This window comes from Allobacillus halotolerans (assembly GCF_018967645.1).
GTDB lineage: Bacteria > Bacillota > Bacilli > Bacillales > Alkalibacillaceae > Allobacillus > Allobacillus halotolerans.
The window spans coordinates 76,239-88,818 of the sequence record NZ_JAHLZF010000009.1 but is presented as its reverse complement, the minus strand read 5'-3'; the positions used below and the strand labels follow the sequence as shown (position 1 = coordinate 88,818).

Here is a 12,580-nt window from a genome sequence, read left to right as displayed (position 1 = left end):
AATTAACAAAAATCAAAGGATGGTTACAGATGAAAAAGTTTCTGTTTATTGTATTGATTGGATTAATGACTTTCGCCTTAGCTGCATGCGGTTCGGACGATGCACAAGGTGATACTGACGATGAGAAAGAGACCATTACAATTGACCACAAACTGGAAGACGGCGTAGAAGTTGAAAAGAATCCAGAAAAGGTCGTTGTTTTTGATTTCGGTATGCTTGACTCCATGAAAGCATTGGATCTTCCTGTTGCGGGAGTACCGAAAGATTCTTTACCAACTTATTTAGAGGAATATGACGCTGAAGACTATGAACATGTCGGTGGCTTAAAGGAACCTGATTTTGAAGCCATTCACGCTATGGATCCTGATTTGATTATTATTTCAACTCGTCAACGAGATGCTTATGAAGATTTCAGTGAAATTGCGCCAACCATTTATGTGGAATTAGACACAGATAACTATATGGAATCATTTGAACATAATGTTGGTTTACTTGGAAAAATCTTTGACAAAGAAGACAAGGTGCAAAAAGAAGTCGACAAAGTGAATGAACAACTTACAGAGCTACAAGATAAAGCTGAGAACACTGAGGAAGATGCACTTGTCGTTTTATCAAACGGTGGTAAAGTCAGTGCATTTGGACCTGGTTCACGCTTCGGCATGGTGCATGAAGTATTCGGTGTAAAACCAGCTGACGAGAATGTTGAAGTTGCTCAGCATGGACAGAACGTTTCATTTGAATACATTGTCGACCTAGATCCAGACTACTTATTTGTCATCGACCGGGATGCTGTTGTCAATGACCAACCAATGGCTCAAGAAACAATCGAAAACAAATTAATGGAAAATACGACAGCTTATCAAGAAGACCAAATTGTCTACCTTGATCCAAACTACTGGTATTTATCTGGTGGAGGAATTATTTCAGTATCTGAAATGATTGGTGCTGTCAGCGAAGCGATTGAATAAGACACGACAAAAAAAGGCTTCAATCATCAGTTATTGATGGTTGAAGCCTTTTTTGGCTTTGCTTATTACCACCACATTCTCTTTAGTGACGAGCGAATCATCTTTGCAGTTAAAAAAATCAGTCTCTAACAATGCTTTCCTGCTAGCATCGTTAGAGACTGACCCCTTACTACTGAACATGCCGATTGATGTTTAGCTAAACTGCCTATTCACCCTGCGACTTTCCTTGTAATTTATTATAGTATTGCACACTCGTCATCGCGCCTTCACTCACCATTTCGGCATCTTCTACGTCCGATGGCTTGCCCCAACTTTTCACATCGGTTTTGTTAAACTTATTTAGCCCTTTATTTAACTGCTTTTTTAACTTCTCACGGTTTTCGCTTTTTGACAGATATGTCGCTCCAGCAGCAACACCGGCCACACCTAGTACTTTTGATAATTTTCCCATTGATATCACTTTCCCCTCATAGAAATATTGAACCAATGAACATGAAATATTGACAAAATTCTTATATTTATTATCTCATATTGGTATACATAAATAAACTTAAACCAACTTATACGGGTTTTTAACAATGAAATTGACAAATGGTCATAAAAAATCCCGATGTAATAGACACCGGGAAATATTTACACATCAATCGTCTACGTCGTAACTTAGGTTAATCTCTTCTTCATTATCGTACTTGACTTCAAGCTCGAATTCTTGAATGTCATTTTCATTGATATCTATCTGTCCAAGTACATTTTTCTTTATTTCAGCAAAGCTTTGGTCAGAGGAAATTTTCACATTTTCCAGTAGTTTCTCAATTTCTTCGTGAGCACCTTCTGTTTCTTCACCGTTCGCTTTTTCGATAACAGCTTCACCGCTTCGTTCATAGTCATATTCCAATTCATCATTATTGTTTTTGGTCACTGAGAGATTAAAACCAAGAATTTCACCATTTCCTGGGCCTTTTGCTGTTCGATGTTCAACGCTATATTGAGGTCCTTGCTTATAGTTCGTTTCCAATTTATAATCCGCTAAATTGGTTATATCAATGTTGATATGACTTAATGTTGCTTCAACCATATCATCTATCGGCTGATTCGGATCAATATGTGCAAATCCACGTAATTCTTCCAAGTCAGCTTTTGCGTCTTCTCCAGTAATCTCTTGTGTATTTCCATTTCCTACTTCGATCTCATACTCATTATCCTGTGAATCATAAGAGTAGTCATACTTTTCTTCGTTAATTAAATCAATCTGCAACTCATATCCGACAATGTCACTCTCAGAAAGTTGTTTTGAGTCACTTGTATCTGTTTCATTGCCATTTCCTTGATCCGTAGTTGTGTCTTCTTTTTCAGCCTCGTTGCCATTCTCCGTATTTTCCACTTGAGATTCAGAACTTTCTCCTGAGGAATCATTAGCATTCTGTTCCTCACCAGAATTACATGCGACTAAAAAGCTTGTAATAAGAAACGTCATTAGAGCAAAATATACCTTTTTCATAGTTGTTCAGCCCCTTTCTTTCTGTCTTTATTTTCCCACTTCCTACCTGGATTAATCTTAAAAACAGAATTGAATTAGAAATGTTAAAACCATTCCAATTAAATGTGTACCTGTGATATTTACTTTTAAACCAGGGTAAAATAATTCGACTATGAAGTGGGGTACTGAGAGCGCAAGGTAAATTGCTTAATGTTAATCAAAAAAAAAGAAGAGGGTTCTTGCAGCCTCTTCTTTTGATATTCTATTGAGCAATTTTCAATTAACGCCAAAACATCGAAGAGACTAAAAGACCTCCAACACTAATAAAACGAAAAATAGACAAACTGTAAATACGACACCACTTATATATTTTCTTGAGGGATCTATTCCTTTTTTCTTAAAAAATATTCCCATAATAATCGTGTATATAACCCCTGCTAGTAACGAGGTTGAAAGTGTTTTTAAAATCATTTGTAAACTCCTCCTCATGATAAGTCTTAGTCATTCATTCTTCATCGAGTTTTGCGAGAAATGCCTTAATGGATTCCTTTAATTCATCTGCAAGAGGTAAATTCGGTTGGTTATATGTCTTCAGATTTTCGCTTCGTTCCATTGGCGCAGGCTTCAATACATGGTTCATGCCTTCAATAATTTTTAATTGTGCATCTTGAGCCTTAGAATGGAGCATCTCAGCAGCTTCGACAGGCACTTGAAGGTCCGTCGACCCATTGATGATTAACATTGGAATACTCAACTGGCTAATTTCAGTCACCGGATTATAGTTCATCCAAGAGATTAAAAATGGTTGAACACTTTTGCGAAAAGTGCTCTCCAGTGGCTGACTGATATCATCTACTTGATGGCCATCACGAAGCTGCTCAATGATTTGTTCAGCTTCTGTTAGAAGATCGCCATCAAGTTGAGCGGAAAGCTGCTCTTGTAGTACTTGATTGATTGGCCTTCCTGCACCAGCTAAGGAGATAAAGGCATCGATTTCTACTTGTTGGGCGGCTGTCATTCCGACTAACGAACCTTGGCTATGACCGATGACAATGAGACGCTCAAAGCGGTCGTCTGCTCGTAATTCTTCCAACCAAAAAACCGCGTCATCAATGAAGTCATCAAATGAAAGGTTCTCTTCATTAATGACCGCATCTTGATTTAATCCTGCACCACGTTTATCGTAACGTAAGCTTGCAACATTCTCTTCACGCAGCAATTCCGCGAGCATTTTTAAGCTGTTGTTCGTGCCAGCGGCTGAATTTCCATTTCGATCGGTTGGACCTGAGCCTGGAATAATTAATGCGACTGTACCTGTCTCTTTTTCAGGAAGCAATAATTCACCTGATAATTTTCCATGATTTGTTTCAACGGAAACGATGTCGCTTGCAGTGTCTTCAGTCGATGATTCATTTTCGGGCGAGCGTTCTAAATAAAACGGAAAAGTTGCACCTTGCTGATGAAATTCACCTTCAATAAGTTCAGAAGTAACTTTACTGGATTTGAATCGAATCACTTGTCCAGGAATTTCCATATCAAAGGAAAGTTCTTCGTCTTGAAAGCTCATGTTGGATAAACTGAACCCTTGGATATTTTGGGGTGGAATAGTAATTGTTCCGGTTAACTCTTCGTCATGATCGAATGTGATCTCAATCGGGAGTGGAGCGTTTGGCGTTTCAATTGCACCGTACCAATCTCCATTAATTTCCGGCAATTCTTTCGAGGATTCATTGTTCGAGCATCCAACACATAAAATCAGCAATAGAGCGACTAACGTATATTTGTTCATTTATGTACACCTCTCACTAGTTATACGATTTAAGGAATCAATCCGTTTCAATCTTCAAAGAATATTCGCTTCAACATGGTTGAAATCTTTTCATCCATGTTATAATAATAGCAAGATATGTATTGAAAAGACATAGGGGGAACAGTTTTGGGTAGAAGAATATTAATGTTTATATTGACGAACATACTCGTATTGACGACCATCGTCATTATTTGGTCGATTATTACGTCCTTTTTTGATATCGGTGGCATCACCAACGCTCAAGGTGAAATCAGTTATGTCACATTAGGGATCTTCAGCTTGGTGGTCGGTTTTACCGGCTCCTTCATTTCACTTGCCATGTCACGATTTATGGCGAAAAAAATGATGGGTGTACAAGTGCTTGACCCGAGTGACAATTTATCAACTGCGGAACGTCAACTCGTCGAAAGAGTTCACCGCTTAGCTCGTGCTGCTGGCTTAATGCATATGCCAGAAGTCGGGATTTACCAATCACGCGAAGTGAACGCCTTTGCGACAGGACCAACGAAAAAACGCTCATTAGTTGCTGTATCTAGCGGACTTTTACAGTCAATGGATGAAGACGCCGTTGAAGGTGTTTTAGCTCATGAGATGGCTCACGTAAGTAATGGCGATATGGTTACAATGACGCTTTTACAAGGTGTCGTAAACACATTTGTCGTGTTCTTATCTCGTGTTGCAGCGATAATTGTTTCGAGATTCGTCCGTGAAGAAATGGCTTACGTCGTACGTTTTGCGGCGATCATTATTTTCCAAATCCTTTTCTCCATACTCGGAAGTATCGTTGTCATGGCCTTCTCGCGTTATAGAGAGTACCATGCAGACCGAGGTGGCGCAGATTTAGCAGGGAAAGATAAGATGATTCATGCACTTGAATCGTTGAAAAATCAAGTAGCTGCTGATGACCGTCATGATGATGCAGCGATTCAAACGTTGAAAATCAATGGAAAAGGTGGATTTGCTTCACTCTTTTCTTCTCACCCAGATTTGGATGAACGTATTGCTCGTCTACGTGCAAAATAAGCAAATCCCGCCAAATGTTTGGCGGGATTTTTTATTGATTTCACTTACCAAATGAGTACGGCGACAATCGTCATCACAATTAAACCGACCATGACCGGTAAAAAGTTTTTCCTCACCAATTCCATAACCGAAATTCCACTAAAACCGGCGATTGCGACAAGGGATGACCAGGCGACAATTGTTCCGCCTCCCGTCCAAATCGAACCAAGCTGACCGATGGCTGCCAAGGTTTCTGGATCAATGCCATTTGTATTTAGCGCACCAGATAATGCACCGGTCAAAGGCAAACCTGAAAATCCTGAACCATCAAGACCTGTAATAATTCCGATGATTAAAATTCCGAAGGCGGTTAAAAAAGCACTTTCTGGTATGGCATTTTGGCCTGCCTCCACTAACTCAAATAGTAGCGCTGGAGCCGTCGCATCCTCTCCCAATGAAAGAATACTTCCGGAAAATTCATTACTTCCGAGGAAAAAGAAGCCAGCAATTGGGATAACTGGACCCATTGCTTTGAAAGCAAACACGAAACCGTTTGTGATATGCTCACTGATATGATCAAACGCTTTCCCTTTCCCATAGGCTACAGAAGCGGCCGCTAACAATAACACGGCAACTCCACCGATAAAGGCAGCACCATCGCCTCCATCCAGTTCACTCGCTCCCCCGCTGTTCACTTTTGTATAAACCATAAAGAGCATGACGAGTAACATTGAAATCGGAACCGCATAGGCAAAAAACTTTCTCCATACGGGAAGGTTTTTTGTTTGTAATTTTCGTGTCGTGATTTCTTCCTCTGATTGACCAGGAAGTTTCTTCATTTCCTTTTCGTTGAGCGGATTCTCTGGTTGTTTGATTTTTTTATAAATCATTAGATAAGCTATACCAATCGCAATCACACCTGCGATCAGTGAGAGAACTAACGCTTTATCAGCAATAATCGCCGTCTCCAAATTACCAGCAGTTGCACTGATGGTCGGAGCAATTTGAATAACATAATCGGATGATAAGGCCATTCCCTGTCCGGCAATCGCAATCGCCATAGCTCCTCCTATAACCGGCAATCCAGCACTGACTGCTGCAGGTAACAACAATGCGCAAATCAGTGGAACTGCAGGCGTCGGCCAAAAGAACAATGAAATGACATATGTCACAACGACCAAGACAAAGAAAGCCAGGTGACCATTCACCATAATTTTTTGAATCGGCTTAATCATTTCCTGGTCAGCACCGAGATCTTTCAATGCATATAATAAGGCTACCATAAACGTAATAATCAAAAATATATTGAATAGTTCAGTCGCTGCCGTAAGATTGGCATTGAAAACAGACGTAAAACCAGTCACCAAATTTCCTGTCATCATCCACGCAACAATAAACGTACCAATTAATGTAGGCAGTACAACGCCACGCCTCATCACCATTGTGACAATGACAACGAGCGTTACGAAAGCATACATCCCATGAGCTAAGGTTAATTCCATGATGACGCCCCCTTTTTGAGCATCATATGCACTTACCTAGGCGTGGGTGACTGATGATAAGTGCGAGCTGACTGATGATAAACGCGAGCTAACTGTTGATAAAATGCTTTTAACTGTTGATAGGCGGGCGCTGACTGTCGATAAAATGCTTCTAACTGTTGATAAGCGCTCGATGACTGTTGATAAAACCGTTCTAACTGACGATAAGCGCGCGCTAACTGCTGATAAACCGCTCCTAACTGTTGATAAGCGCACGATGACTGTCGATAAAATGCTTCTAACTGTTGATAAGCACGCGCTGACTGTCGATAAAATGCTTCTAACTGTTGATAAGCACGCGCTAACTGCTGATAAACCGCTCCTAACTGTTGATAAGCACGCGCTGACTGTCGATAAAATGCTTCTAACTGTTGATAAGCGCTCGATGACTGTCGATAAACCGCTCCTAACTGTTGATAAGCACGCGCTGACTGTCGATAAAATGCTCCTAACTGTTGATAAGCACGCGCTAACTGCTGATAAACCGCTCCTAACTGACGATAAACACACACGAACTGTTGATAACTTTACATAGATTCAAAATTCATTTTTTGATATGCTAAATGCAGATAAAATTTATGGAGTGAATCCAATGTCATTACCTACTTGCCAAAATTGCAATAACCAATGGACGTGGAAGATGACCTTTCTCCAACTTCTACGATTCAAACGAGAATTGACTTGCCCTTATTGCGGAAAAGCGCAATATCAATCAAAAGACTCTCTATGGAAAATGAACTTCACAGGTATAGGCCCTTATATTTTGCTGCCTATCCTATTTGGTTTGTCGATTCCGTTACCGGTCATCATTAGCTACAGCGTAATTATCATTCTCCTATTTTTTCTCATTTCACCGTATCTCATGGGCTTATCAAATGAAGAAGAACCCATATTCTAAAATTAAATGGCTAGTTACTACGCTTTTTTACTCCGCAATAAATAAAAAAGCGAACCGCCCTAAGCGATTCGCTTCTTCTCAAATATTTATAAATACATAATTCCAAAATAGATCACTAAAAGAATAATTGCAATCAGAACAATCAAAGCAATCCATGGACCTACATTCCCTGGGTTTCTCTTGATTTTTACAATCGAATACCAGGTAGATAAAACTAGAGTGACAAGTATAAATACAAAGGCAATCAGCATAAGTGAAAACATCGGTTACGTCTCCTTAATGCGGTTGTTTGATTCGCTCAATAAAGGTCCAAGCCTCACGGAACTCATCTTCCGTAAAATTTTGTTTACTTTTAACAGTCAATACTTTTTCTTCTACTTCGTTTTTCGGAAGGTTATCAAAGTAAAGCATCGTGGAAACAAGCTCCAAAAAACGAGAAGAATTTGCATTCATTTCATCGATGAGGGCAGAAATGTTTGGTAGTTTTGGTTTCGTTTGATCCAAAAAAGAAATGCCTTCATCCGTCAGTTGATATCTATATTGATGGTACCCTTTTTCCTTCTCCTTATTCTCTCGGATAAAGCCTAGATTCGACAGTTCTTCTATACGTGTAGACAACTCCTCAGAGTATGGACCATAAAAATGAAAGGAGTACCGTTCTGAAAAATCAATTCCATTTTTCTTTAAAATATAGATCATTTTTTGCAGGCGTTTTCGTCCGACAACTTCCTTTGCTTGCTCAAAAAATGCTAACAGTTTGGCGTGATCCTCTAACATTCTACTCGACTCCTATCCTCTTAAAATTTCCAAGATTCGTTTCTTAGCTTGTGATTCTTCGGGAAGTTGTTCAATTAAATCTTTTGGAAAATACAACTTATGATCTGTTCTCTTCTTACCCGAAATTGCCTCTACAATATCAGATAGTCTCGATAACTCTTTCAGTTCTCCATTCGGGAACAGTAAATGAATCGGTAGGCGTTCTTCTTCCTCACCCGGTCGGTAAAAATCATAAGGTAAGTCTGATGAGGAATCGACTTCCAAGTAGTACGCTGGGTCGATGCCTGCCTCTGCAAAGGCTTCCTTTAATTCAATTAGTTCTCGATATCTATTTCCTGGATCGAACTCAATATACTTGAACAAATCTCGATTAACAAAACGTCGACAGAGATTCGCTAAAATTTCATCATTTTCTTCCTGCCAGATCTGGAAGTAATAATAGACGATATTTTCATCTAATTTCAAATAATCCTCCACTGATATCTCTTTGTTAAAGAAACTTTCAAAGTGGCGTGGTTTCAATGCAAATTGGTATTTATTGCTGTGATAAAGGTGCATCGCGCGGTGCAAAATTTTTGTCAAAATCACTTCTGCACTTCGCGTTACAGGGTGGAAATACACTTGCCAATACATTTGATAGCGGCTCATAATATAATCTTCCACCGCATGCATACCACTTTCCTTAATCACTAACTGATCCTCGAGTGGTCGCATGACACGCAAAATCCGCTCCATATCAAAATAACCGTAACTAACGCCCGTGAAATACGCATCACGTTGTAAGTAATCCATTCGGTCGGCATCGATTTGACTCGAAATTAAACTGACGACAAGCTTGTTCGCATACGTTTTATTGATCACATCTGCGACATCTTGAGGAAAGCTTTCATCCACCCTACGTAAGACTGCATTCACCTCGGTATTTCCGAGGATAATCGCACGGGTGAATTCCTCATGATCTAGATTAAATACTTTTTCGAATGAATGGGAAAAAGGACCGTGGCCCAAATCATGAAGTAATGCAGCACATAAGCAAACTAACCGCTCGCTCGGATCCCATTCTGGCTGATCACGAAAGTTTTCAAGAATTCGGCGGACGATTTCATAGACGCCCAATGAATGGTTAAAACGACTATGTTCCGCTCCATGAAACGTCAAATTAGTTGTACCAAGCTGCTTAACACGCCTTAACCGTTGAAATTCCGCGGTACCTACTAAATCCCATATAACTTTATCCCTGACATGAATATAACGATGGACAGGATCTTTAAATACTTTTTCTTCCGTTAGTTGCTCATCACGATATGGCATTTTTACCGACCTTTCTCTTCTATTCGACCAATCATTCTCTATATTATAGCGTTTTTTTAACAGGAAAAAAACACCTTGACAACGTACCGCACAATTATTTCACGGTCCAAGTCTTTGCAGGTATGCTTTTACACACTTTTTATTTTTCAGGAAAAAATGTACGATAATAGAAGAAATGAAGTCATGAATGTTGAAGGAGGAGCTACATATGCACGAAGTAAAACGATTGAACGCTGACCATGCAACAGATTTAGTGACACTTGGACAGCAAGCATATACTGCCAATGCAACGGAATCGAAAGAGAAATTAGATGAAATCATTGAAAAAACGAAAAAGAATTTGGCTCGTGAGGAGCGCAAATACTATGGGGTTATGCAAGCCGATAAACTGATCGGTTCCATGCAGTTGTTCGACTATGAAATGAATGTATTTGGTCAATTTATGAAAACAGGCGGGCTAAGCTCTGTCGCTGTTGACCTTTTGCATAAAAAAGAACGCATCGCTAAATCAATGGTTGAGTATTATTTAAAGCATTACGATGAAGCTGGATACACATTTGGTGTACTCTACGCATTTCGACCTGATTTTTATCATCAAATGGGCTTCGGTTATGGTACGAAAATGGATCAATATCGAATTGCGCCCCATGCATTCCCGAATTTTGGCTATAAAGGCGATCTTGTCTATTTACAGGAAAAAGATTTAGATCTGCTCGTTGATTGTTATAATCGGTTTGCTGCACAACATCATGGCGCCATGAAAAAAGTAGCAGAACAATACGAATGGATGATTCAAAAGCCTAATTTCAAATATATAGGGATTGAAAAGAATGGTCATTTGACTGGCTATGTCGTCTTCTCCTTCATGAAGCGTGAAGATGCAAATAACACGCTATCCAATAACATCATGGTTCACGAATTTGTTTACACGGATGATGACGCCTTACGACAATTATGTACCTTTTTGCATTCACAAAAAGACCAAGTGCACCGCCTATTTTTCCAGACACAGGATGAAGCATTTCACCATTTACTGACCGATCCACGAGACGGCTCTGATCACAAAATTCCTTTCGTATACCATCAGACAAATGTTTCAGGCGTCGGATTGATGTACCGGGTCATTAATGTAAAGCGTCTTTTCATGAATTTAGGTGACCACCGATTTGGACAATCGAACTTGACGGTAACATTTGATATTCAGGATTCTTTTTATCAAGCGAATGAACAAGAAGTCACTGTAAAATTTAATGCAGGAAAACCTACTGTTATCCAAGGTGCCAAACCCGATGTAAACGTGACAATCGACATTGCGGATTTCTCCAGTCTCATCATGGGCGTAGTTGATTTTGATAGACTTCATTTGTATGGAAAAATTTCGCTAGATGATTCGTCTTATGTTGAAAAGCTGACCGATCTTTTCCATACGAAAGAAAAACCAATCTGTTTGACGAATTTTTAAGTGAATCTCCCACCCTCTTTCGATGAGTGGGGGATTTTTATGCTTGTTCGATGTTAGCTGAGTGGGTAGCGACAGTTATGTGCAGTTTATCAACAGTTCGAACCAATTTATCGACAGTCTGAGTGCTCTTATCAACAGTTAGAAACCGTTTATCGACAGTCTGAGCACTCTTATCAACAGTTAGAAACCGTTTATCGACAGTCTGAGTGCTCTTATCAACAGTTAGAAACGATTTATCGACAGTCTGAGTACTCTTATCAACAGTTAGCTCATCCTATCAACAGCGCACGCTCATTTTTTCAAAAACTCGCGAGAAGAGTCATAAGACAATAGGTATTTTCGCTGTTTTCTTTCTCCTGCGTATTGCAAGTTTCTCAACATATGTTTCGCGCTACTGGCCGATTCCACTCCGGTAAACTCTCTAAACTCCCGATTCGTGATCGTCTTGTTTCCAAGTAAATAGTAATCTTTCAATGCTGAAATATGTGCATCTATCGAACGGTGGCCGCAGCGAACGCATTCCCAGCGTCGATTTTTTCGTTCCATGCCTAAGTGTGTGCACTGTGGGCAGCAAACGCCTGGTAGAATTTCTTCAAATTCTAGTTTCCATCGCTTGAGGATGTTCGGTGTATAATGTGTATGGGCTTTTGCGATTCTTTGGGCAAGGTGTTTAGATTCTCGAAGATTCATAAACTCTTGCTTGTATTTTTGATTGATTTCTCGGAGTTTACTGGATAGTTTGCTGAGTGGAATGACGCGATCACGAAAGTAATCTGTTCGGTCGGAGGCTTGGAGGATCACATGTGGATGGGTCATGACAACAAGGGTTTCAATAGGTAGCGGTGGGATTCGTTGATGCTCTAACCAAGTGGTGAGTTGGAATTTTTGTTCTTCCACTTGAACGATCGGGTCGTCATATACTTTTTCAGTGGTATGTGGACTTGGCTGTTGAATTGTTTGTGAAAAATCATTTCGGAATAGAACTTGTCCACGGTAGGCTTTCACTTCAATTGCGAGCAAAAACCTTGGTGTTACGATCAAGGTGTCGATTTGAAAATAGGTGTGATGGTATGGAAGTCGAACGTCATGAAGGGTAAAATGCTTGAAGTCTAGTTTGCTGAGAGAATAATCAAGGCGCTGTTCACCGTGATAACCAGCCTTCTCTCTGCTAAGGCGTTCGGCAACTTTTGAATAATTCGGATGGTTTTTGGGTAATCTTCTCAAGAGGTTTTCTAGCATGAGGGAATAAATTGTGGGAATATGAGGCTTGATAATCAATACATAATCTCCTTTCGATCTAGTGTACTTTTATTATATATTTGCTTAGGAAATAA

The 12,580-nt window shown here is 39.8% G+C and carries 13 protein-coding genes; 5 read left to right on the top strand and 8 right to left on the bottom strand.

The genetic code is table 11. The features are described 5' to 3' along the window. Positions 1 to 29 precede the first annotated feature (29 nt). The gene (locus KQ486_RS07785; RefSeq protein WP_144162342.1) at positions 30 to 968 is read left to right on the top strand and encodes a siderophore ABC transporter substrate-binding protein; all 939 of its coding nucleotides are present in this window, start codon (positions 30 to 32) and stop codon (positions 966 to 968) included. A gap of 205 nt (positions 969 to 1,173) precedes the next feature. Here KQ486_RS07785 and KQ486_RS07780 read toward each other — a convergent pair whose 3' ends face one another. From KQ486_RS07780 to KQ486_RS07770, 3 genes are all read right to left on the bottom strand, one after another. After that, positions 1,174 to 1,419, bottom strand: coding sequence for a YbyB family protein (locus tag KQ486_RS07780; RefSeq protein WP_216687262.1), 246 nt, complete (start codon positions 1,417 to 1,419; stop codon positions 1,174 to 1,176). A 189-nt stretch (positions 1,420 to 1,608) separates the two neighbouring features. Continuing rightward, positions 1,609 to 2,466, bottom strand: a complete 858-nt coding sequence (locus KQ486_RS07775) for a YusW family protein (RefSeq protein WP_216687261.1) — start codon at positions 2,464 to 2,466, stop codon at positions 1,609 to 1,611. Between the two features lie 484 nt (positions 2,467 to 2,950). Beyond that, positions 2,951 to 4,234: an alpha/beta hydrolase gene (locus tag KQ486_RS07770; protein ID WP_216687260.1), complete on the bottom strand. Its 1,284-nt coding sequence runs from the start codon at positions 4,232 to 4,234 to the stop codon at positions 2,951 to 2,953. Positions 4,235 to 4,381: 147 nt separating this feature from the next. Here KQ486_RS07770 and htpX point away from each other — a divergent pair, with 147 nt between their 5' ends. Continuing rightward, the gene (htpX, locus tag KQ486_RS07765; RefSeq protein ID WP_216687259.1) at positions 4,382 to 5,278 is read left to right on the top strand and encodes a protease HtpX; all 897 of its coding nucleotides are present in this window, start codon (positions 4,382 to 4,384) and stop codon (positions 5,276 to 5,278) included. 44 nt (positions 5,279 to 5,322) lie between these two features. Here the strand turns inward: htpX and KQ486_RS07760 are convergent, their stop codons facing one another. Continuing rightward, positions 5,323 to 6,759, bottom strand: coding sequence for a hypothetical protein (locus KQ486_RS07760; RefSeq protein ID WP_216687258.1), 1,437 nt, complete (start codon positions 6,757 to 6,759; stop codon positions 5,323 to 5,325). A 46-nt stretch (positions 6,760 to 6,805) separates the two neighbouring features. Between KQ486_RS07760 and KQ486_RS07755 the strand changes: the two genes are divergently transcribed. Together KQ486_RS07755 and KQ486_RS14650 are read left to right on the top strand one after the other, a co-directional pair. After that, on the top strand, positions 6,806 to 7,333 hold the full coding sequence (locus KQ486_RS07755) for a hypothetical protein (protein WP_216687257.1): 528 nt from the start codon (positions 6,806 to 6,808) through the stop codon (positions 7,331 to 7,333). Positions 7,334 to 7,354: 21 nt separating this feature from the next. Beyond that, positions 7,355 to 7,696, top strand: coding sequence for a TIGR04104 family putative zinc finger protein (locus KQ486_RS14650; RefSeq protein WP_144162319.1), 342 nt, complete (start codon positions 7,355 to 7,357; stop codon positions 7,694 to 7,696). 86 nt (positions 7,697 to 7,782) lie between these two features. Here KQ486_RS14650 and KQ486_RS07745 read toward each other — a convergent pair whose 3' ends face one another. The 3 genes from KQ486_RS07745 to KQ486_RS07735 are packed head-to-tail and all read right to left on the bottom strand — an operon-like array spanning position 7,783 to position 9,784. Further along, positions 7,783 to 7,959: a hypothetical protein gene (locus KQ486_RS07745; protein WP_216687256.1), complete on the bottom strand. Its 177-nt coding sequence runs from the start codon at positions 7,957 to 7,959 to the stop codon at positions 7,783 to 7,785. A 13-nt stretch (positions 7,960 to 7,972) separates the two neighbouring features. Next, complete coding sequence (locus KQ486_RS07740; RefSeq protein WP_216687255.1) at positions 7,973 to 8,473, bottom strand: YwgA family protein; 501 nt, start codon at positions 8,471 to 8,473, stop codon at positions 7,973 to 7,975. A 12-nt stretch (positions 8,474 to 8,485) separates the two neighbouring features. Then, on the bottom strand, positions 8,486 to 9,784 hold the full coding sequence (locus KQ486_RS07735; RefSeq protein WP_216687254.1) for an HD domain-containing protein: 1,299 nt from the start codon (positions 9,782 to 9,784) through the stop codon (positions 8,486 to 8,488). Positions 9,785 to 9,992: 208 nt separating this feature from the next. Here KQ486_RS07735 and KQ486_RS07730 point away from each other — a divergent pair, with 208 nt between their 5' ends. Then, on the top strand, positions 9,993 to 11,246 hold the full coding sequence (locus tag KQ486_RS07730) for a GNAT family N-acetyltransferase (protein WP_216687253.1): 1,254 nt from the start codon (positions 9,993 to 9,995) through the stop codon (positions 11,244 to 11,246). A gap of 291 nt (positions 11,247 to 11,537) precedes the next feature. Here KQ486_RS07730 and KQ486_RS07725 read toward each other — a convergent pair whose 3' ends face one another. Then, positions 11,538 to 12,524, bottom strand: a complete 987-nt coding sequence (locus tag KQ486_RS07725; RefSeq protein WP_216687252.1) for a nuclease-related domain-containing protein — start codon at positions 12,522 to 12,524, stop codon at positions 11,538 to 11,540. Positions 12,525 to 12,580 lie beyond the last annotated feature (56 nt).

Bases quoted from the DNA above. Each gene is read 5' to 3' on its own strand.
- KQ486_RS07785 (WP_144162342.1), top strand. From the start codon at position 30: ATGAAAAAGTTTCTGTTTATTGTATTGATTGGATTAATGACTTTCGCC.
- KQ486_RS07780 (WP_216687262.1), bottom strand. From the start codon at position 1,419: ATGGGAAAATTATCAAAAGTACTAGGTGTGGCCGGTGTTGCTGCTGGA.
- KQ486_RS07775 (WP_216687261.1), bottom strand. From the start codon at position 2,466: ATGAAAAAGGTATATTTTGCTCTAATGACGTTTCTTATTACAAGCTTT.
- KQ486_RS07770 (WP_216687260.1), bottom strand. From the start codon at position 4,234: ATGAACAAATATACGTTAGTCGCTCTATTGCTGATTTTATGTGTTGGA.
- KQ486_RS07760 (WP_216687258.1), bottom strand. From the start codon at position 6,759: ATGGAATTAACCTTAGCTCATGGGATGTATGCTTTCGTAACGCTCGTT.
- KQ486_RS14650 (WP_144162319.1), top strand. From the start codon at position 7,355: ATGCTAAATGCAGATAAAATTTATGGAGTGAATCCAATGTCATTACCT.
- KQ486_RS07745 (WP_216687256.1), bottom strand. From the start codon at position 7,959: ATGTTTTCACTTATGCTGATTGCCTTTGTATTTATACTTGTCACTCTA.
- KQ486_RS07740 (WP_216687255.1), bottom strand. From the start codon at position 8,473: ATGTTAGAGGATCACGCCAAACTGTTAGCATTTTTTGAGCAAGCAAAG.
- KQ486_RS07735 (WP_216687254.1), bottom strand. From the start codon at position 9,784: ATGCCATATCGTGATGAGCAACTAACGGAAGAAAAAGTATTTAAAGAT.
- KQ486_RS07730 (WP_216687253.1), top strand. From the start codon at position 9,993: ATGCACGAAGTAAAACGATTGAACGCTGACCATGCAACAGATTTAGTG.